Below are 21,047 nucleotides of genomic sequence, written 5' to 3'. Positions count from 1 at the left end.
GAGAGGAAACCAAATGACAACGATCTCACCGATTTCAGAAGAAGCACAAAAAGTTCGTAAAGCACTTATTGCAAAAGGGATTGAGACCCCAACGATTGCCTTAACTAAAGATAAATCGACTCGCCGAGCTGAAATTCAAGCTCACTTTCGTTCCGTGATGGAATTACTTGGGTTGGATTTAAGCGATGATAGCCTAGAGGAAACGCCGCAGCGATTAGCTAAAATGTATGTTGATGAGATTTTTAGCGGATTGGATTATGCGACCTTCCCGAAAATTACGAATATCGAAAACCGTATGAAAGTAAGTGAAATGGTGTTGGTTGATGATATTACCCTTACCTCAACCTGTGAGCATCATTTTGTGACGATTGATGGCAAAGTTGCAGTGGCTTATTACCCTAAAAAATGGGTTATCGGTTTATCTAAAATTAACCGTGTTGTACAGTTCTTTGCACAACGTCCACAAGTGCAAGAACGCTTTACCGAGCAAATTTTAACGGCGTTCCAAACCATTTTAGAAACAGAAGATGTGGCGGTTTATGTGAAAGCAACGCATTTCTGTGTGAAATGTCGAGGCGTGAAGGATACAAATAGCTATACCGTTACTTCCGCTTTCGGTGGCGTATTCTTAGAAGATCGTGAAACACGCAAAGAGTTTCTTTCGCTTATCAATAAATAAGCGGTCTATTTTTAAAGATTTTTTACAAAATGAAGATTGCATTAGGCATTGAATATGATGGCAGTCGCTATTTTGGCTGGCAACGACAAGAGAGTGTTGAGAGTGTTCAGCAAAAATTAGAAGAAGCCTTATCCATTGTGGCGAATTCGCCTATTGAGGTTTTTTGTGCAGGACGAACGGATTCCGGTGTACATGGTACAGGGCAAGTTGTCCATTTTGAAACGGAGGCGAAGCGTCCTCTACAAGCTTGGTGTTTCGGCACCAATGCGCATTTGCCTGATGATATTGCCGTGAAGTGGGCGGTAGAAGTCCCTGAGGATTTTCATGCCCGTTTTAGTGCAACAGCCCGCCGTTATCGTTATATTATTTTTAATCGCAAATTACGTTCAGCGATTTTGCCGAAAGGTGTTTCACATTATCACGTGGATTTAGATCACGAGAAAATGCACGAAGCTGGGCAATATTTATTGGGAGAGAATGATTTTTCCTCTTTTCGGGCAGCAAAATGTCAATCGCATACACCGTGGCGAAATATCCACCATCTAAATGTAAGTCGATTGGGGGCTTATATTATTGTGGATATTCAAGCGAATGCTTTTGTTCATCATATGGTGCGAAATATCGTTGGCAGTTTGATCGAGGTAGGGCAAGGAAATCAGCCTCCTGAGTGGATTAAGTGGTTATTAGAACAAAAAGATCGTACGTTAGCTGCTCCAACAGCAAAAGCCGAAGGGTTGTATCTGGTAGATGTACATTATCCGGAACATTTTGGATTGCCAAAAGGGGAGCTTGGGCCCCTCTTTTTAGAAAATAATTAGCAAAAAAGCCAAACAGATTTTGCTCCGTTTGGCTTTTATTTTATTTAGTGAAAATTAATGTTCTTTTTTCTCTTTAAGTTTAATCAATTGTGATTCTAATTTTTTCTCCACTTCATTGATTGCATTATATAAATCTTCATTAACAGCTTTTGCAATTAAATCGCCTAAAGGGCTACCAATTGTGGCTTCAACCTCATAACTATTGGGTTGTTTGTGAATCATAAAATGTGGATTGATTAGTTGAGTGTGATATTTGTCGAGTTTTGCTAAACGTTCCTCAATATGGGTACGGATTGCAGGGGTTACTTCCATTTGTTTACTAGAGATATTGAGTGACATAACGTTTTCCTCTTTTTGAGTTGATTGTGTTTTCCTTTACTCCAAAAATATGCCTTTTGCTCCAATAATTCAAGAGTAATTTTCAAATAATTTTCAAATTTGTGATCCACTTAACACTTTTATACTTTTTTATCCCTTTTTTGGCTATAATTACCCCGTGATATTGATGAGAAATCGTATATATGGAAAATAAAAAACAACTCCCGCCATTTCAATGGCACTTTTTATCGCCCAAATTTTGGGGATTATGGATTGGGTTAGCGGTTTTTAGAACTATCCTTTGCTTACCATATCCTGTTTTAGTTTTGATTGGCAAAGGCTTAGGTAAATTATTTGCATCACTAGGCTTTGGGAAACGCCGCTTACGTATTGCACAACGCAATTTAGCACTCTGCTTTCCGCATTATTCAGATGCTGAGATTCAACATATCTTAACGAAAAATATTGAATCGGTTGGCATGGCAATTATTGAAACGGGAATGGCGTGGTTTTGGTCGGATAAACGTATTTTAAAATGGTCGAAAGTAGAGGGATTGGAACACCTCAAAAATTATCCGGAAGGAACGGGCATTCTGTTTGTTGGGGTGCATTTCTTAACTTTAGAATTAGGGGCGAGAATTGTTGGTTTACATCACCAAGGCGTTGGTGTCTATCGTCCTAACGATAACCCTTTGTTAGATTGGATTCAATTTAGAGGACGGATACGTTCAAATAAAGCGATGCTTAATCGTAATGATTTACGTGGAATGATTAAAGCATTGAAGGCAGGAGAAACGATTTGGTATGCACCTGATCATGATTATGGGCGTAAAAACAGCGTATTTGTACCGTTCTTTGCGGTAAAAGAGGCTTGTACAACGGCAGGAACCCGTATGTTATTAAAATCAACGCCGAATACCGTAGTAGTTCCATTTTCTCCGATTCGACATGCTGATTTCTCTGGCTATACGGTAAAAATTAGTGCTGCTGTTGATTTTAGTCATTGCGATGATGAAATAAGTACGGCGATAAAAATGAATCAATTGATTGAAAAAGAAATTATGCAGGCGCCAGAACAATATATGTGGCTACATCGCCGATTTAAAACACGACCTAATGAAACCGATCGTAGTTTGTATGATTAAAAAAAGGGCAGATTCTGATCTGCCCTTATTCATGGATATAAGGAATTAGCTTTCTCGCTGAATAATAAAATGCGCTAATGCTTTTAATGCTCGCGTATCAAAAGGAAGTTCATCTAAAGCCTCTAATGCGGTTTGATATAAACTCTGTGCTTTTTCCATTGCACCTTCTAGCCCCAATAGTTTAGGGTAGGTGCTTTTATTCAGTGATTCATCCGAACCTGCGGTTTTACCAATTTTATCCGTATCGCCAATGACATCTAAAATATCATCTTGCACTTGGAATGCTAAACCAATTGCTTTTGCATAGCACTCAAGTGCATTTTTAATTTTTTCATCTCGTGCGTAATCAGAAAGATTGAAACCCATAAGTACAGAGGCAACAATCAGAGCACCTGTTTTATTCCGATGAATTAACTCTAATTCAGAAAGTGAAATCGCTTTATTTTCAGAAATTAAATCCAAACTTTGCCCTAAACACATACCTCTAGCACCGGCTGCTTGTGCAAGCGATTGAATTTGTTTGACTTTTTGTAAATCTGTTAAGAACGGATCTTTTGCGATTAACTCAAAAGCAAAGGTTTGTAGAGAATCCCCAGCTAAAATCGCCGTTGCTTCATCAAAAGTGATATGACAAGTCGGCTTACCTCGGCGAAGTTTGTCATCATCCATAGCAGGAAGATCATCATGAACCAATGAATATGCGTGAATAGACTCCATGGCCGCTGCAGAATGGTCTAGCGCCTCAAGTGAAACACCTAACATTCGCCCTGTTGCATAGATTAAAAAGGGGCGAACACGTTTCCCACCAAGCAAGACCGCATAAGCCATCGCATCAATCAATGGAGAATGGTAGGCGGAGTATTGCTTTAATTCTTGCTCAATAAATTGATTTACTCGTTGCTGAAATGTAACGAGATCGGTTTTTAGTTCATACTCGTTATTCATAATCTACTAAATCCGCTTGCTCGTTTTTATTGAGGAGAATCTGAATACGCTGTTCTGCATTTTGTAAACGTTCTTGACCTTGTTGGACTAACTTAACGGCTGTTTCAAATTCATTTAAAGCTTCTTCTAAAGGAAGATCGCCCGCCTCTAAATGATTAACAATTGCTTCAAGTTCTTTTAAAGTGCTTTCAAAATCTGGAGTAGGTTTCTTTGCCATAATGATGATAAAAGTAAAAAATAATGAAAAGTTTACCGTTCGGGAAAAGGATTTGCAAATACCTTTTGATTTTTAACCGCTTGTTTTATTTGTTCAGTGAAATACTGTTTGAAAAAGTAGGAACTTTCAGGTAAAAAGAGTGCCTTAAATGCTGAATTTATGTCGGTTTAAACCTATTTCAACACAACATGAATTTGGGCTTTCTTTTCTTTATTTCCTTCTGGAGTTGCTATGCAGCAATCAAATAAGTCGCCTCACCGTTTTATTCTCTTTCCGGTGTTGTTTTTCTTTGCGGTCAACTTGATCGTTCTGTTTATTTCTCGTTTAGGATTGGCATTATGGCAATCTGAACGTGTTTCAGCCGTAGATGGTTGGGTTCAACTTTTCTTACAAGGGCTACGCATAGATGTTTCTGCTCTTTGCTGGCTTTTTGGTATTCCTGCATTATTTACTGCACTGTTTTTAAATCAAAATACATTAGGAAAAGTGTGGCAAATCATCTTACGCATTTGGCTAACCTTAGGTTCTATTTTCATTTTATTTATGGAAGTGGCTACACCGAACTTTATTGAAACTTTTGACTTACGTCCAAATCGTTTATTTATTGAGTATTTGGTCAGCCCGAAAGAAGTCGCAACGATGTTAATCAATGGACATTTGACGGCGGTTATTATTAGCTTCGTTGTATTGGCGCTTTCGATCGTCATTTACTGGAAATTATCGGGTTGGGCGGTTCAACATATCCGTTACCCTAATTGGAAATTTCGTCCATTAATTGGTTTATTGGTGGCGGCTTTAGTTTTTGTCGGTGGGCGTTCAAGCTTTGCTCATCGTGGTATCAATCCTGCGATGGTTGCATTTTCAAGTGATCCATTAGTGAATTCTTTAGTGTTGAGTTCCGGATATTCTGTTTTATATGCTGTTCAACAATTAAAAGATGAAGAAAAGTCCTCGGAACAATACGGCAAAATGTCTGAAGAAGAGATGTTTGAACGTGTCAAGAATGCACGAGGCAGACCGGCGAGTGATTATATTTCAAAAGAGATCCCAACGCTTACTTATAACCAAGCGACTTATCAGGGAAAACCTAAAAATATCGTGATTATTTTGGAAGAAAGTTTAGGGGCGCAATTTGTTGGTACCTTAGGCGGAAAACCACTCACTCCTAACTTTGATCATTTAGCAAAAGAAGGTTGGTTATTTGAAAATCTCTATGCTACAGGTACACGTTCAGTGCGTGGTATTGAGGCCGTTACGACAGGGTTTACGCCGACACCGGCTCGTGCTGTCGTCAAATTAACGAAGAGCCAAAATAACTTCTTTAGTATTGCGGAATTATTACGCCGTCAAGGTTATGACACCTCATTCATTTATGGTGGTGAAAAGCACTTTGATAATATGGCAAGTTTCTTCTATGGAAATGGCTTCAGCCGCATTATTGATGAAAAAGATTATGTCAATCCGAAATTTAAAGCGACTTGGGGTATGAGTGACGAGGATTTATTTGATAAAGCCAATGAAACCTTCACGCAGTTACAACAAGAGGGCAAGCCATTTTTTAGCTTAGTCTTTAGTTCAAGCAATCACGACCCATTTGAATTCCCAGATGGAAAAATCGAACTTTATGAACAGCCTAAACAAACCCGTAATAATGCGGCAAAATATGCTGATTATGCGTTAGGGCATTTCTTCAATTTAGCGAAAAAATCGAATTATTGGAAAGATACGCTCTTTTTAATCATAGCCGATCATGACTCACGAGCGGCGGGCGATCATCTTGTGCCAATTAAACATTTCCGTATTCCTGGGCTATTTTTAGGCGAGGGGATTGAAGCAAAACGTGATAATCGTTTAGTGAGCCAAATTGATATTCCTACAACCTTACTTTCTCTTGCCGGAGTAAGTGGCGAATATCCAATGATTGGCTATGATTTGACTAAAAATGTTAACCCAGATCGTGCGATTATGCAGTATGATGGTACTCAAGCGATGCTAAAAGGGAATAATGACGTTATCGTAATGCGTCCAAATTTACCAACTGAAGGCTATCAATATGACAAAGCCAATGAAAAACTGATCGCAAAAGATCTGCCGGAAGAGCAGAAAAAAGAGGCGTTAGCGCATGCGTTATTAGGTAGTTATCTATATAAAAACCAGTTATATCGTTTACCTAAAGCTGAACAGAAAGGTGGAGAATAGATAAAGTCATCGAAATTTGTTGATAAAAAGTAGGTTAAAGCCTTATCAAAGGCTTTAACCTTTTTTTTGAGATTCCTATTATGATTTTTTATTTTGTGACTTAGTTAACAGAAATATGGTTTTAATTTTGCTAAATTGCATTCATCTTTAATTAACTAAAACAAAGGAAAAATTTATGAAAAAATTAATTAATTCTGTGGAAACGGTATTAAATGAACAATTACAAGGCTTAGCCAAAGCTCATTCAGATTTAGTACTGAATATGGAACCAGTTTATGTATGTCGAGCGGATGCTCCGGTCACTGGTAAGGTCGCATTAATTTCTGGTGGTGGGAGTGGACATGAACCTATGCATGCAGGCTTTGTTGGTAAAGGTATGTTAGATGGTGCTTGCCCAGGGGCAATATTTACATCTCCAACGCCAGATCAAATGTTTGAATGTGCTCTAAAAGTTGATAGTGGAGAAGGTGTATTACTACTTATTAAAAATTATACGGGCGATGTTTTAAATTTTGAAACTGCGACAGAATTATTAGCGGACAGTGGAGTAAAAGTTGCTACGGTGTTAGTTGATGATGATGTTGCAGTTAAAGATAGCCTTTATACTGCAGGTCGCCGAGGTGTCGCTAATACCGTCATTTTAGAAAAATTATTGGGAGCAGCTGCCGAAAGAGGATATTCATTAACCCAATTAGCCGAGTTAGGTTATCAGCTTAATAATGCTGGGCATTCAATTGGTATCGCTCTTGGTGCTTGCACTGTTCCGGCTGCGGGAAAACCATCATTTACTCTTGCTGAAAATGAAATGGAATTTGGTGTAGGTATTCATGGTGAACCAGGGATTGAACGTCGTGAATTTATAAATTTAGATAACACGGTATCTGAAATGTTCGATACATTAATTGCTCATGGAGATTATGAACGTACAGTTCGCCGCTGGGATAGTGAGAATAACCAATGGATTGAAGTGCAAGATAGCAAAAAAGCATTACAAAAAGGAGATCGTGTTATCGCATTGGTTAATAATCTAGGAGCAGTTCCATTGTCAGAGCTTTATGGTGTGTACAATAAACTTGAGCAAGTCGCAACAACCTTTGGTTTGAAAATTGAGCGTAAGTTGATAGGTTCTTTTTGTACATCATTAGATATGCAAGGTATTTCAATTACATTACTTAAAGTTGATGATTCAGTTCTTGAATTATGGGATGCTCCAGTAGTTACACCGGCATTACGTTGGGGAGCATAATGATGTAGGGGATATTCCCCTTAAAATAATTATTCGGAAGGAAATGTGTAATGAGTATAACAAAATCGCAAGTATTAAAATGGCTTGAAAATTGTAGTCAAATTATGAGTGAACAACGTGATTATTTAACCCAATTGGATACAGCTATTGGTGATGGCGATCATGGTTTAAATATGCAACGAGGTTTTAGTAAAGCAATGGAAAAAGTTGCTACGGTAACGGATAAGGATATCGGCACTATTTTAAAAACAGTAGGAATGACCTTGCTTTCACAAGTGGGGGGCGCAAGTGGACCACTGTATGGAACCTTGTTTATAAAAGGCTCACAATATGCAATAGGAAAAGAAAACCTTTCTCCAGAAGATCTTGTCGCTATTCTTAAAAACGGCGTTGATGGTATTATTGCCCGTGGGCGAGCAGAAATAGGCGATAAGACAATGTGTGATGTTTGGTTACCTGTTTTAGCAGAATTAGAAATATCAGAACAATCGCAGACTATTACACAATTGCTTGAAAGTGCGGTTAAAAAAGCAGAAGACAGTTTAGCCACAACGATACCTATGATTGCAAAAAAAGGTCGGGCAAGTTATCTAGGTGAACGTAGTGTAGGGCATCAAGATCCAGGTGCAACTTCGACTACTTATATTTTAAGAGCCTTGTATGATGCAGTAAAATAGGAGCGTAAAATGGTAAATTTAGTACTGGTTTCTCATAGCGAGAAATTGGCAGAGGGTGTTGCAGAAATTACCCGTCAAATGGCAGGACATGGTTGTAAAATTGCTGTGGCAGCAGGAATTGATGACCTAAATAATCCTATTGGAACTGATGCAACCAAGATTATGGCCGCCGTAGAAGAAGTTTATTCATCTGATGGCGTTATCATTTTTGTTGATCTTGGAAGTGCTATTTTAAGTGCAGAAATAGCTATTGATTTACTTGATCCTGAGATGGCAAAAAATGTGGTAATTAGCTATGCTGCTTTAGTTGAAGGCGCTTTTGCTGCAGCTGTTTCAGCATCTAGCGGAGATTCCTTACAAGTAGTCTTGGCAGAAGCCAATGCTGCTGCGGGCTTGAAGTTAGAGCAAGCTGATAAATAAGAGATAACTTTAGTTTAGGGAATAGTAGACAAAAGGTGGGGGTGTTACCAGCACCCCTCGGCACACAGAAATTTCAACTCTGGCTGCTTTCTTCCGAACCTGACCTAGTAAGCTGAACACCGTTGCGAGGAACCAATAACACCCCCATAGGATTACGCTTAATATAAACGTAAGGCTTGCAATTATAGTGAAATTTTAGGATAAGGCAAGCCCTTAAAATAAGAATGCTGATAAAATAAGCATTCTTATTTTTTTACTAATAGGGCAACCGCCTCACACGCAATACCTTCGCCTCTGCCGGTAAAACCCAGTTTTTCAGTGGTTGTTGCTTTTACATTCACTTGCATCACATCGCATTGTAAATCATCGGCAATCGTTTGACGCATTTGATCGATATAAGGGCGCATTTTAGGTGCTTGGGCAATGATTGTGATATCAACATTGCCTACTTTATAGCCTTGTTCTCGAACTTGACGGTAGGCTTCAATCAATAATTTACGGCTATCGGCATTTTTATATTGCATATTGGTGTCTGGAAATAACTTACCAATATCGCCTAATGCGACAGCCCCAAGGAGCGCATCGGTTAAAGCGTGCAGCGCAACATCGCCATCGCTATGTGCGATAAAACCAGTATGATATGGCACTTCTACACCACAAATCATGAGCGGACGATTTTGCCCAAATGCGTGAACATCAAAACCGTGACCAATTCTAATCATGTTATTATCCTCTTATTCAGTTGAATGCGTTAAATAGAACTCTGCAAGAGCCAGATCTTCTGGTCGAGTAATTTTTAAATTATCGCTTCTGCCGGCAATGAGTAGGGGATGATATCCCATCAATTCCATTGCAGAAGCTTCATCTGTGACCGATTCCCCTTTCTCAAAAGCATGATGTAGCGCATGTTTTAATAGTTTTACAGGGAAAAACTGTGGTGTGAGTGCATGCCAAAGCGTAGAGCGATCTTCAGTATGAGAAATCACGCCATTTTCAGCTCGTTTCATGGTATCAATAGCAGGGGTTGCGAGAATTGCACCTTGCTCATTCGTGATTTGCAAAAGTTTATCTAAATCAGACCGCTTGAGACACGGGCGAGCGGCATCATGTACTAAAACCCAAGCATCTTCATCAATGGTTTGTAGCGCATTAAATACGGAATGTGCTCGTGTCTCTCCCCCTAAAACGAATTGAATTTTGGGTGAACGTAACAAATCTAATGCCTGATAATAGCTATCTTCGGCAGAAACGGCGATAACAATTTTATCTATTTGATGATGTTCTAAAAAAAGAGAAACGGTGTGCTCTAAAATCGTTTTACCCAATAAAGGTAAGTACTGTTTTGGCAGAGGGGCATTCATTCTGCTACCAATGCCTGAAGCAGGAATTACTGCAACAATTTGGCGACTCATATTCTCTCCTTATTGCCCGGAACGAGGTACGATGCGATAAAAGACTTCATCCGATTTAACCATTTCTCGTTCAAGCCGGGCTCGTTCTTCTAATGCATTTACGCCTGTTTTTAAATCGTGAATTTCGGCTTCAATCAGTTCATTACGAGCGGTTAGTTTCTCATGTTCTTTTTTTAGCTGAGCAACTTCTGCTGTGGCTTCTTGATAATCGGACCAACCATTTTTACCAAACCAAAAACTATATTGAAAAAAACTCAATAAACCGATTAAAAATACAATTAATAAACGCATTTTATGTCCTGTTACATATTAAAGAATATAAGCGGTTGAATTTTACCGTTATTTTGCCAAAAAAGAAAAACTTTCAAGCGTTGAGGGTGTTGTTTTATCGTACAGTTGAATAAAAATAATTGACTCACTTTCTAAAAATGTGAAGTAGTTGGCATTTTTTTATAAGAAAAATCGTTACAATCGGCTCAGTTGTTAAATCTTAATTTTTATTCAAATGAGGTGATGCTATGTTAAACCGTCTTGAACAAGAACTTGCACAATTAGGAATTACAAATGTAAAAGAGATTGTCCGCAATCCGAGTTACGAACAATTATTTGAAGAGGAGATGAACCCTAATTTAGAAGGGTTTGAGAAAGGCCGTTTAACGACCTCCGGTGCGGTTGCTGTGGATACGGGGATTTTTACGGGACGCTCTCCAAAAGATAAATACATCGTTTATGATGAAACAACAAAAGATCACGTTTGGTGGACATCGGATGAAGTAAAAAATGACAATAAACCGATGACACAAACCACATGGCAAAGTTTAAAAGATCTCGTTACTCATCAATTATCGAATAAACGTTTGTTTGTGATTGATGCGTTTTGTGGTGCTAGCCCTCGTCATCGTTTAGCGGTTCGAATTATTACTGAAGTTGCGTGGCAAGCGCATTTTGTGAAAAATATGTTTATTCGCCCGACCGAAGAAGAGCTAAAAGATTTCCAACCGGATTTTGTGGTAATGAATGGTTCTAAAGTTACCAATCCAAATTGGAAAGAGCAAGGCTTGAATTCTGAAAACTTTGTTGCCTTCAACTTAACCGAAGCGATTCAACTTATCGGCGGTACTTGGTACGGTGGCGAGATGAAAAAAGGTATGTTCTCAATGATGAACTTCCTTTTACCATTTAAAGATATTGCTTCAATGCACTGTTCAGCTAATGTAGGCGAAGATGGCGATGTTGCGGTGTTCTTTGGTCTATCAGGAACCGGTAAAACAACACTTTCAACAGATCCAAAACGTAAATTAATTGGTGATGATGAACACGGCTGGGACGATGAAGGCGTATTCAACTACGAAGGTGGTTGCTATGCAAAAACAATCAACTTATCAGAAGAAAACGAACCGGATATTTACCGAGCAATTCGCCGTGATGCGTTATTAGAAAACGTAGTTGTGCGTGATGACGGTTCTATTGACTTTGATGATAAATCTAAAACCGAAAATACACGTGTATCTTATCCGATTTATCATATTGATAATATTGTGGAGCCGGTTTCAAAAGCAGGTCATGCGAAAAAAGTGATTTTCTTAACCGCTGATGCTTTTGGTGTCTTACCGCCGGTATCAAAATTAACGCCTGAACAAACGAAATACTACTTCTTATCAGGATTTACGGCAAAATTAGCCGGTACCGAGCGTGGCGTTACAGAACCAACACCAACATTCTCAGCTTGTTTTGGTAAAGCGTTCTTATCGCTACACCCAACCAGATATGCAGAAGTTTTGGTTAAACGTATGGAAGCATCCGGTGCGGAAGCTTATCTCGTGAATACAGGTTGGAACGGTACTGGTAAACGTATTTCAATTAAAGATACACGTGGCATTATTGATGCGATCTTAGATGGCTCAATTGAAAAAGCAGAAATGGGTTCACTACCAATTTTTGATTTGGCAATTCCAAAAGCATTACCGGGTGTAGATCCTGCAATTTTAGACCCTCGTGATACTTATGCAGATAAAGCTCAATGGCAAGCAAAAGCGGAAGATTTAGCGGGTCGCTTTGTGAAAAACTTTGAGCAATATGCAACTAACGAGGAAGGTAAAGCACTTATTGCCGCAGGTCCAAAACTCTAAGTAAATTCTAACCTAAGAGAAAAGGTAAAATCTGCATCTCACGCATTAGACTAGTCTAGTGAATAGGATGCAGATTTTTTATCAAAAAAATAAATATTATCTAACAACATACTTTTCTTTTTTGCTTTTTTATAAAAAAGTACTTGCATATTTTTATGTAATTTTGCAATCTATCAGCAGTATGCACATAAGAATAAGAGCACAGGAGTAGATTATGGCAATGCCTTTATTTCACGGTAGTATCGTAGCCCTCATTACCCCAATGACACACGGGGAAGTGAATTATGCAGAACTTAAAAATTTAGTTGAACATCATGTTAAGGCGGGGACGCACGCTATTGTTTCAGTGGGAACAACAGGGGAGTCAACCACTTTAAGCATTGATGAAAATGTAAAAGTCATCAAGAAAACCGTTGAATTTGCAGATGGTCGAATTCCTGTTATCGCAGGAACTGGCTCGAATGCAACAAGTGAAGCGGTTACCATGACGAAATTACTTGCAAATAGTGGTGTGGCAGGTTGTTTAAGTGTTGTACCTTATTACAATAAGCCAACCCAAGAAGGAATGTATTTACATTATAAAGCGATTGCGGAATCAACCGATTTACCTCAAATTTTATATAACGTACCGGGTAGAACAGGAAGTGATTTAAAACCTGAAACGATTGGTCGTTTAGCTAAAATTGAAAATATTGTGGGCGTTAAAGAAGCTACCGGCGATTTAAGCCGTTTGCCTCTCATTAAACAACTTGCCGGTGATGACTTTATTTTCTTAAGTGGTGATGATGCAACGGGTCTGGAATCCATGAAACTAGGCGGACAAGGCGTGATTTCGGTAACAAATAACGTTGCGACAGCAGATATGGCAAGAATGTGTGAATTAGCTTTAGCCGGTAAATTTGATGAAGCTGAAGTGATTAACCAGCGTTTAATGGCACTGCATCATGATTTATTTGTAGAAGCAAATCCAATCCCTGTGAAATGGGCCGCTTATAAACTGGGTTTAATTAGTGAGCCAACTTTACGCTTACCGCTTACAACGCTTTCAGAAGAAGCTCAACCAAAAGTATTAGCGGCATTAAAACAAGCCGGTTTACTTTAAACCTTCAATTTGAGGCTTAAATAGGCACATCATTGTGCCTATTTTCGTAAATCTTTATGGAAAAATACCCGCTTACAGTTTCTTTATTGGTTTATTTTGATTATAATCCTCGCTCTTTCTGTTCTTTAAAATCTGGTGGAAATATATGAATCCAATGTTAAACATTGCTATTCGTGCTGCACGAAAAGCAGGAAATATTATTGCAAAAGGTTATGAGCAAGCGCCTCAAGATATGGAAGTTGCTCGTAAAGGTACAAATGATTATGTAACTGAAATTGATAAAGCGGCAGAAGCGGCAATTATTGAGGTTATTCGTAAATCATACCCTGATCATGTGATTATTGGGGAAGAATCTGGTTTACTTGAAGGCGAAAATAGCAGTGTACAATGGGTAATTGATCCATTAGATGGCACAACAAACTTCGTTAAACGTTTACCTCATTTCTGTGTGTCGATTGCGATTCGTGAAAATAATCGTACAACAGTAGGGGTAGTTTACGATCCTATTCGTAATGAACTCTTTACCGCCGTTCGTGGAGAAGGTGCTAAACTAAACGAATTCCGTTTACGTGTAGATACTTCTCGCCGTGATTTAGACGGTACAGTACTTGCAACGGGCTTCCCTTTCAAAAATCCTAAACATCGTCCTGCGCATTTAAATATGCTTGAAGGCTTAATGAATAATGGTGTAGCAGATTTTCGCCGCACAGGTTCTGCCGCTTTAGACTTAGCTTATGTGGCAGCAAATCGTGTAGATGGTTTCTTTGAAATTGGTTTAAAACCTTGGGACTGCGCAGCTGGTGAACTCATTGCACGTGAAGCAGGTGCTATCGTGACTAACTTCATCGGTGGAACAGATTACTTAAAATCAGGTAATCTTGTTGTTGGTCAAGCTCGTGTGGTTAAAGAAATTTTAAATACGATTCAACCAATCTTAACTGAAGATCTAAAAAATTAATCAGCATATATTCTTGGGTTAAAGCCGTATGAATACGGCTTTGACTTATGATGTATTGCGGCTCTTTTATGGATTTTAATACTTATGCAAAATACATACCCTTTGCTAAGCAAAATCAACTCGCCTGAAGATTTGCGTTTGCTAAATAAAGAACAATTACAACCGCTTGCAGATGAACTTCGTGCTTACTTACTTGAATGCGTGAGTCAATCAAGTGGTCATTTAGCCTCAGGATTAGGCGTTGTTGAATTAACAGTCGCTTTACATTATGTTTATCAAACACCCTTTGATCAATTGATTTGGGATGTGGGACATCAAGCGTATCCGCATAAAATTTTGACGGGACGTCGCGATCAAATTAAGACGATTCGCCAAAAAGACGGTATTCATCCATTCCCTTGGCGTGAAGAAAGTGTTTATGACGTCTTAAGCGTAGGACATTCTTCAACCTCAATTAGTGCTGGTTTAGGCATTGCTGTTGCCGCTGAAAAAGAAAATGCAGGCCGTAAAACGGTTTGTGTGATTGGCGATGGTGCGATTACTGCTGGTATGGCGTTTGAAGCACTCAATCATGCAGGGGCATTGCATACGGATATGTTGGTTATTTTAAATGATAACGAAATGTCTATCTCTGAGAACGTTGGGGCATTAAATAACCATTTAGCGCAGATCTTCTCTGGTTCACTTTATACTACTGTGCGAGATGGCAGTAAAAAAATCCTTGATAAAGTGCCAACGATCAAGAACTTTATGAAGAAAAGTGAAGAACATATGAAAGGTGTTATTTTCTCGCCGGAAAGTACACTTTTTGAAGAGCTTGGCTTTAATTATATCGGTCCTGTCGATGGGCATAATATTGAAGAATTAGTCAAAACGTTAAGTAATATGCGTGAGCTAAAAGGCCCGCAGTTCTTACATATTCGTACTAAAAAAGGCAAAGGTTATACTCCGGCAGAAAACGACCCAATAGGCTTCCATGGCGTACCGAAATTTGACCCGGCAAGCGGACAATTGCCAAAAGCAAAAAATGTCCCGACATATTCAGATATTTTTGGTAATTGGTTGTGTGAAATGGCTGCCCAAGATGCCAAGTTGATTGGTATTACGCCAGCTATGCGAGAAGGTTCGGGTATGGTTGAATTTTCTAAGCGTTTTCCAGAGCAATATTTTGATGTGGCGATTGCAGAACAGCATGCGGTGACTTTTGCAGCAGGGCTTGCTATTGCAGGGTATAAACCGGTTGTTGCTATTTATTCAAGCTTTTTACAACGAGCTTATGACCAACTCATTCATGATGTTGCGATTCAAAATCTTCCTGTGATTTTTGCGATAGACAGAGCAGGGATTGTAGGCGCAGATGGGCAAACGCACCAAGGAGCTTTTGATTTAAGTTATATGCGTTGTATTCCAAATATGACGATTATGACGCCATCAGACGAAAATGAAATGCGTCAAATGCTTTATACTGCTTATACATTAAATACACCTGTTGCGGTTCGTTATCCTCGCGGAAATGCTCAAGGAGTTGAACTTCAACCGATGAATCCTTTAGCAATTGGTAAAGGCCGTATTTTACGAGAAGGTAAAAAAGTTGCTATTCTGAATTTTGGTGCCTTATTAAATGAAGCTAAAACGGTTGCAGAACAATACGATTATACGTTAGTGGATATGCGTTTTGTTAAACCATTAGATGAACGTTTGATTGCAGAATTAGCTGAAAATCATGATTATTTTGTGACACTTGAAGAGAATGCAATTCAAGGTGGCGCAGGAAGTGCGGTCAATGAATATTTGCAATCTATTGGCAAAATTAAACCGCTTATGATGCTTGGGATTCCAGACTACTTTGTCCCTCAAGCGACTCAGCAAGAAGCTTATGAGATGTTAGGGCTTGATGCGAAAGGGATTGAAAAGAAAATTCAAGCAATGCTTGCTTAAAGTAAATGAAAAAGCGTTAGTGGTAACTAACGCTTTTTTACATCATTTATCTTCATGAATTCGGCTCGAAACCGCACTTTGCTGATTTTTGTATTTTGCATCTTTACGAGCATTGTACGGTTTGGCAGCATGTCCGCTTAGAATTTCAAAACTGAGTGCACCAATTGCCATATTAGGACGCAAAGCTAATGGCAATTTCCCTGCATTGAAGAATTCAAGTACGATTCGACCTTCCCAACCTGGGTCAATACGATGAGCGGTTACATGGACCATAAGCCCCAAACGCGCTAATGATGAACGACCATCTAACCAGCCGACCATATTAGAAGGTAATTTAACCGACTCAAGTGTCACCGAAAGTGCTAATTCCCCCGGATGAAGAAAAAATGCTTCGCCTTCTTCAATAATAATTTCTTCACTCATCACTTTATCAAGTTGAGCAGTAACGGCTTCACGAGGGCCACTCACATCAATATAAGGCGTGGAATGTTCTCGGAAGATACGGAAAGAATTACCAAGACGAACATCAACGGTTGCCCCGCTAATTTTTTCATTAGAGGGGCGAGGCGATATTTCAATAATGCCTTCATCTAGATAACGGATAATATCAGTATCGCACAAACGCATTTTATTTTTTTCCTAATAACTGTTTGATTTGAGCTTTTAAGATATTGATTGCAATACGGTTTTTTCCACCTTTTGGTACAATAATATCAGCATATTGTTTAGAAGGTTCAATAAATTGTAAGAACATTGGGCGAACGGTTTTGCGATATTGCGCAATGACCGATTCCATAGTTCTACCACGTTCAACCATATCACGTTGTAAACGGCGAATAAAACAGATGTCTAATGGGGCATCAACGAAAATGGAAACATTTAGTTCATTGCGGATTTCTTCATCTGTAAGTAATAAAATTCCTTCTAAAATGATGATTTTTTTTGCTTCAAATTTAGTTGTTGTCGTTTTACGGTTATGTTCAGCGTAATCGTATTCAGGAATATCGATCGCATTCCCTTGTTTAAGCTGGCGGAGGTGTTCGACTAATAAATGGTGATCCATAGAATTTGGATGATCGTAGTTCGTTTTCACACGTTCTTCCATGGTAAGATGGCTTTGATCTTTATAGTAAGCATCTTCAGAGATAATACCAATATCATCTGAGCCAAGTTCTTCTTTAAGTTCTTTATAAATTGTTGATGCAATAAGACTTTTGCCTGAAGCAGAAGCCCCTGCAATTGCAATTACAATACAAGATTGGTTTTCAGTTTCGTTGATGTCAGCCATATACATTCTCAATAGTTAAAATAAAATCTAAAAGATTATACATTAAATTTGCAAAAATTTGCGTATAATTGACCGCTTATCAACACTAATTGGAGGAAAAATGGAATATTTTGTACAAGGGTTTATCGTTTGTTTTGGCTTGATCGTTTCAATTGGTGCACAAAATGCATTTTTACTTAAACAAGGAATTCTAAAACAGCATGTTTTGCCTATTGCCTTACTATGCTTTTTCGGAGATGTATTTTTAATGACTCTCGGTGTATTGGGATTGGGGGTGATTATTACTCAGTTACCAGTATTGAGTTTGATTATTGCGCTGTTAGGTGCTGTTTTTTTAATTACCTATGGTAGTCGCTCTTTTATTAGCATATTCAAAAATAATGCAGTATTAAAAAATGAAGAGTATCACCGCTTAAGTTTAAAAAAAGCGTTGATGATTACTTTTGCCATTACGTTTCTTAATCCACATGTTTATATTGATACGGTGGTTATTTTAGGCGCAATAGGTGGTAAATTAGATTTTGCTGGCAAGATAGCATTTTTAGGTGGCGCATTGTCTTGTTCGTTAATTTGGTTTTTAGGTTTGGGATATGGCGCAGGCTTTTTAGCACCTTATTTTGAAAAACGTAGGACATGGCAAATTCTTGATTTTATTACGGGATTGATTATGTATGGAATTGCATTTAGTTTGATTATTTATGCGCTGGGTTTAGCGAAACAGTTATTTTAAAACAATGTAAATTATTCATTGAAAAGTAACCGCTTTTTTTGCTATATTAGCCATCATTTTTGTACGCTAAGCGTTTAAAATTCTAATTCTTTACTTTTGTTAAAACGGATTCCGTAATATGTTTAAAAAATTTCTTGGATTATTTTCAAATGATTTATCAATTGACCTCGGTACAGCAAATACACTCGTTTATGTAAAAGGGCAAGGCATTGTGCTTGATGAGCCATCTGTTGTGGCAGTGCGTCAAGATCGTATTGGTTCATTAAAAAGTATTGCGGCAGTAGGAACGGATGCTAAACTTATGCTTGGTCGTACGCCTAAAAGCATTACAGCTATTCGTCCAATGAAAGATGGGGTAATCGCAGACTTTTTTGTGACTGAAAAAATGTTACAGCACTTCATTAAACAAGTTCACAGTAATAACTTTATGCGTCCAAGCCCTCGTGTATTAGTGTGCGTACCTGCAGGCGCAACACAGGTTGAACGCCGTGCAATTAAAGAATCAGCTATTGGTGCTGGTGCTCGTGAAGTTTATTTAATTGAAGAACCAATGGCTGCTGCTATTGGTGCAGGTTTGCCTGTTCACGAAGCGACCGGGTCAATGGTTATTGATATTGGTGGTGGTACAACAGAAGTAGCGGTTCTATCATTAAACGGTATCGTTTATTCAACATCAGTTCGTATTGGTGGCGATAAATTAGATGAAGCGATTGTGGCTTATGTTCGCCGTCATTTTGGTTCTGCAATTGGTGAAGCGACCGCAGAACGTATCAAAAAAGAAATTGCAATGGCAAAAATTGAGTCTGACGATGATGTGAAAAGTATGGAAGTGCATGGACACAATCTTGCAGAAGGTGCACCTCGTACCTTTACATTAAACTCAAGACATGTGTTAGAAGCCATTGAACAGCCTTTAAATGGTATTGTAGAAGCCGTTAAATCAGTATTAGAGCAATGCCCACCTGAATTAGCTGCTGATATTTTTGAACGCGGTATGGTTTTAACTGGCGGTGGTGCATTATTACAAAACTTAGATGCATTGCTTTCAGATTCAACAGGTGTAACAGTTATCGTTGCAGAAGAGCCTTTAACTTGCGTTGCGCGCGGTGGTGGTAAAGCTCTTGATATGATTGACATGCATGGTGGCGATGTCTTTAGCAGCGATGACTAAGTCATATTTTTAAGTAAAAATAGAAATGGACAACAGAGTGTGTCCATTTTCTATTTTTCTCGTATCTTTTTTTATTTTTAGAAGTTAATTCTATGAAGCCTATTTTTGCGAAAGCACCCTCCTTAGGAGTTCGCCTTTTCTTTGCGGTAAGTATTTCAGTCGCATTGATTGCCTTAGATGGTAGAAGCAGTGCCATGATTCAGATCCGTAATATGTTAGAAACTGCCGTTAGCGGACTATATTATTTTGCAAATACGCCTCGTTCTGTGTTAGATGGCATTAGCAATAACTTTATTGATACTAATAAATTACAACTTGAAAACAGCGTTTTAAAAGAACAACTTCGTGAGAAAAATGCAGATTTATTACTTTTAGATCAATTGAAAGTTGAAAATCAACGTTTACGTTTATTATTGAGTTCTCCTCTTCGTCAAGATGAATATAAGAAGATAGCGGAAGTATTAACGGCCGAGATGGATGCTTATCGCCAGCAAGTGGTTATCAATCAAGGGCAAAATACCGGTGCATATGTAGGTCAAGCTGTCATTGATGAACGTGGTGTTGTTGGACAAGTTATTTCCGTGGGAGAAACCAGTAGCCGTGTGCTATTAATTAGTGATATTACACATGCCATTCCTGTGCAAGTATTGCGTAATGATGTGCGAGGAATTGCAAATGGTACAGGCCATAATGATGAATTGATTGTGGATAATCTCCCTCGTTCAACAGACATTGTGAAAGGAGATGTATTAGTCACATCGGGGCTGGGGGGGCGTTTCCCGGAAGGCTATCCTGTTGCAGTGGTTGAAGAAGTGACGAATGATACTAAAAGCCAATTTGCCCGTATTGTAGCAAAACCTCTGGCTTCATTAGATCGCCTTCGTTATTTGCTTTTACTCTGGCCAATTAATGAAGAAGGTCGCAGGACTCAAGCGCTTTCTCCTCAACAAGTTCGTGATGTGGTTGAAGAACGCCGTAACAGTGCAAACCCTTTTGAACGCTTAAAAGGTTCAACCCAGAAAAAAGAACAGATTGATACAAAAGAGAAAGATGATGTTATTGAACAATCGGATGAAGCTTCAGATAATCCTGCAACGCAGCCGGAAGTTGAATCAGAACAGAATAACCATACAGAACAAGGAGCGGAGTAGTGCGTACAAATCCGTTATTTCAACTTTTAGTTTTGGTCTCTATTTTTATCGTCGCATTTATTTTGGAAATCATGCCTTGGCCAATTGGTTTTCAAGGGTTTAGACCCTCATGGCTTATTTTGGTACTCATTTATTGGGCATTAGCTTTACCTGATAAAGTGAGTGTCGGCACGGCATTTGCCGCAGGTATTGTATGGGATTTGATTTTAGGATCAATTTTAGGAATTCATGCCTTAGTGTTGTCGATCTCAATATATTTTGTGGCTAAACACCACCTTGTGTTACGTAATTTATCATTATGGTTACAAGGCTTATTAGTCATGCTTTATATCATTATGATTAGAGGCTTTATTTTTGTCATTGAGCATACTTTACATGCAGCAACGTTCAATACACAAGAAATTGCCGGGGCATTTATTAGCGGTATTTTATGGCCTTGGGTCTTTTTACTCATGCGTCAAATTAGACGCCAATTACGATTACGTTAGGGGCTATGAACATCAT

Annotated in this window: 23 protein-coding genes and 1 other RNA gene; 15 read left to right on the top strand and 9 right to left on the bottom strand. The window is 38.7% G+C overall.

The features are described from left to right. Positions 1-22: 22 nt before the first annotated feature. Positions 23-679, top strand: coding sequence for a GTP cyclohydrolase I FolE (folE, locus tag DDU33_RS08990; RefSeq protein WP_193594263.1), 657 nt, complete (start codon positions 23-25; stop codon positions 677-679). Positions 680-708: 29 nt separating this feature from the next. Then, on the top strand, positions 709-1,497 hold the full coding sequence (truA, locus tag DDU33_RS08985; protein WP_108924807.1) for a tRNA pseudouridine(38-40) synthase TruA: 789 nt from the start codon (positions 709-711) through the stop codon (positions 1,495-1,497). A gap of 54 nt (positions 1,498-1,551) precedes the next feature. Here the strand turns inward: truA and hpf are convergent, their stop codons facing one another. Continuing rightward, on the bottom strand, positions 1,552-1,836 hold the full coding sequence (gene hpf, locus DDU33_RS08980; RefSeq protein ID WP_005823326.1) for a ribosome hibernation-promoting factor, HPF/YfiA family: 285 nt from the start codon (positions 1,834-1,836) through the stop codon (positions 1,552-1,554). 182 nt (positions 1,837-2,018) lie between these two features. Between hpf and DDU33_RS08975 the strand changes: the two genes are divergently transcribed. Further along, entirely contained in the window at positions 2,019-2,960 is a 942-nt protein-coding gene (locus tag DDU33_RS08975) for a Kdo(2)-lipid IV(A) acyltransferase (protein WP_108924806.1), read from the top strand. Positions 2,961-3,005: 45 nt separating this feature from the next. Here DDU33_RS08975 and ispA read toward each other — a convergent pair whose 3' ends face one another. Both ispA and xseB read right to left on the bottom strand, forming a co-directional pair. Continuing rightward, the gene (gene ispA / locus DDU33_RS08970; RefSeq protein WP_108924805.1) at positions 3,006-3,905 is read right to left on the bottom strand and encodes a (2E,6E)-farnesyl diphosphate synthase; all 900 of its coding nucleotides are present in this window, start codon (positions 3,903-3,905) and stop codon (positions 3,006-3,008) included. Beyond that, positions 3,898-4,122 (bottom strand): exodeoxyribonuclease VII small subunit, encoded by a 225-nt coding sequence (gene xseB / locus DDU33_RS08965; RefSeq protein WP_005819591.1) that lies wholly within the window; start codon positions 4,120-4,122, stop codon positions 3,898-3,900. The genes ispA and xseB overlap by 8 nt, the downstream gene beginning before the upstream one ends. A gap of 231 nt (positions 4,123-4,353) precedes the next feature. Here xseB and DDU33_RS08960 point away from each other — a divergent pair, with 231 nt between their 5' ends. The 4 genes from DDU33_RS08960 (at position 4,354) to dhaM (ending at position 8,664) form a co-directional block, all read left to right on the top strand. Next, complete coding sequence (locus DDU33_RS08960) at positions 4,354-6,321, top strand: LTA synthase family protein (protein WP_108924804.1); 1,968 nt, start codon at positions 4,354-4,356, stop codon at positions 6,319-6,321. 175 nt (positions 6,322-6,496) lie between these two features. Continuing rightward, positions 6,497-7,567, top strand: a complete 1,071-nt coding sequence (gene dhaK / locus DDU33_RS08955) for a dihydroxyacetone kinase subunit DhaK (RefSeq protein WP_108924803.1) — start codon at positions 6,497-6,499, stop codon at positions 7,565-7,567. A 50-nt stretch (positions 7,568-7,617) separates the two neighbouring features. Continuing rightward, positions 7,618-8,244 (top strand): dihydroxyacetone kinase subunit DhaL, encoded by a 627-nt coding sequence (gene dhaL / locus DDU33_RS08950; protein ID WP_108924802.1) that lies wholly within the window; start codon positions 7,618-7,620, stop codon positions 8,242-8,244. Between the two features lie 9 nt (positions 8,245-8,253). Further along, on the top strand, positions 8,254-8,664 hold the full coding sequence (gene dhaM / locus DDU33_RS08945) for a dihydroxyacetone kinase phosphoryl donor subunit DhaM (RefSeq protein ID WP_108924801.1): 411 nt from the start codon (positions 8,254-8,256) through the stop codon (positions 8,662-8,664). Between the two features lie 41 nt (positions 8,665-8,705). Here the strand turns inward: dhaM and ffs are convergent. The 4 genes from ffs to ftsB form a co-directional block, all read right to left on the bottom strand. Next, positions 8,706-8,803, bottom strand: an RNA gene (ffs, locus tag DDU33_RS08940) — signal recognition particle sRNA small type. A gap of 106 nt (positions 8,804-8,909) precedes the next feature. Beyond that, entirely contained in the window at positions 8,910-9,386 is a 477-nt protein-coding gene (ispF, locus tag DDU33_RS08935; protein WP_108924800.1) for a 2-C-methyl-D-erythritol 2,4-cyclodiphosphate synthase, read from the bottom strand. Between the two features lie 12 nt (positions 9,387-9,398). Then, positions 9,399-10,076, bottom strand: a complete 678-nt coding sequence (gene ispD, locus DDU33_RS08930; protein WP_108924799.1) for a 2-C-methyl-D-erythritol 4-phosphate cytidylyltransferase — start codon at positions 10,074-10,076, stop codon at positions 9,399-9,401. A gap of 9 nt (positions 10,077-10,085) precedes the next feature. Continuing rightward, a complete protein-coding gene (gene ftsB / locus DDU33_RS08925) occupies positions 10,086-10,367 on the bottom strand; it encodes a cell division protein FtsB (RefSeq protein ID WP_108924798.1) in 282 nt (93 codons plus the stop codon). A 227-nt stretch (positions 10,368-10,594) separates the two neighbouring features. Here ftsB and pckA point away from each other — a divergent pair, with 227 nt between their 5' ends. From pckA to dxs, 4 genes are all read left to right on the top strand, one after another. Continuing rightward, complete coding sequence (pckA, locus tag DDU33_RS08920; RefSeq protein WP_005819575.1) at positions 10,595-12,205, top strand: phosphoenolpyruvate carboxykinase (ATP); 1,611 nt, start codon at positions 10,595-10,597, stop codon at positions 12,203-12,205. Positions 12,206-12,419: 214 nt separating this feature from the next. Beyond that, positions 12,420-13,307 carry a 4-hydroxy-tetrahydrodipicolinate synthase gene (gene dapA / locus DDU33_RS08915; protein WP_108924797.1) on the top strand — a complete coding sequence of 296 codons (888 nt, stop codon included), beginning with the start codon at positions 12,420-12,422 and terminating at the stop codon, positions 13,305-13,307. 145 nt (positions 13,308-13,452) lie between these two features. Beyond that, the gene (suhB, locus tag DDU33_RS08910; protein WP_005819569.1) at positions 13,453-14,265 is read left to right on the top strand and encodes an inositol-1-monophosphatase; all 813 of its coding nucleotides are present in this window, start codon (positions 13,453-13,455) and stop codon (positions 14,263-14,265) included. Positions 14,266-14,349: 84 nt separating this feature from the next. Next, positions 14,350-16,203, top strand: coding sequence for a 1-deoxy-D-xylulose-5-phosphate synthase (dxs, locus tag DDU33_RS08905; protein WP_108924796.1), 1,854 nt, complete (start codon positions 14,350-14,352; stop codon positions 16,201-16,203). Positions 16,204-16,245: 42 nt separating this feature from the next. On the opposite strand, the gene dcd is transcribed toward dxs, so the two are convergent. Next, entirely contained in the window at positions 16,246-16,830 is a 585-nt protein-coding gene (gene dcd / locus DDU33_RS08900; protein ID WP_108924795.1) for a dCTP deaminase, read from the bottom strand. 1 nt (position 16,831) lies between these two features. Next, positions 16,832-17,491, bottom strand: coding sequence for a uridine kinase (udk, locus tag DDU33_RS08895; RefSeq protein WP_005819564.1), 660 nt, complete (start codon positions 17,489-17,491; stop codon positions 16,832-16,834). Positions 17,492-17,591: 100 nt separating this feature from the next. Between udk and DDU33_RS08890 the strand changes: the two genes are divergently transcribed. The 4 genes from DDU33_RS08890 to mreD all read left to right on the top strand — a co-directional run bounded on the left by DDU33_RS08890 (position 17,592) and on the right by mreD (position 21,031). After that, positions 17,592-18,221, top strand: a complete 630-nt coding sequence (locus DDU33_RS08890) for a LysE/ArgO family amino acid transporter (protein ID WP_005819562.1) — start codon at positions 17,592-17,594, stop codon at positions 18,219-18,221. Between the two features lie 118 nt (positions 18,222-18,339). Further along, positions 18,340-19,392, top strand: a complete 1,053-nt coding sequence (locus tag DDU33_RS08885; RefSeq protein WP_005819560.1) for a rod shape-determining protein — start codon at positions 18,340-18,342, stop codon at positions 19,390-19,392. Between the two features lie 92 nt (positions 19,393-19,484). Next, positions 19,485-20,543: a rod shape-determining protein MreC gene (gene mreC, locus DDU33_RS08880; protein WP_039895731.1), complete on the top strand. Its 1,059-nt coding sequence runs from the start codon at positions 19,485-19,487 to the stop codon at positions 20,541-20,543. Continuing rightward, positions 20,543-21,031, top strand: coding sequence for a rod shape-determining protein MreD (gene mreD, locus DDU33_RS08875; RefSeq protein ID WP_005819554.1), 489 nt, complete (start codon positions 20,543-20,545; stop codon positions 21,029-21,031). Before mreC ends, mreD begins: the two co-directional genes overlap by 1 nt. The last annotated feature ends 16 nt before the right edge of the window (positions 21,032-21,047 follow it).

Source organism: Actinobacillus porcitonsillarum (genome assembly GCF_003101015.1).
GTDB lineage: Bacteria > Pseudomonadota > Gammaproteobacteria > Enterobacterales > Pasteurellaceae > Haemophilus_A > Haemophilus_A porcitonsillarum.
The sequence above is the reverse complement of the archived record's forward strand: the minus strand, read 5'-3'. Positions and strand labels throughout refer to the sequence as shown.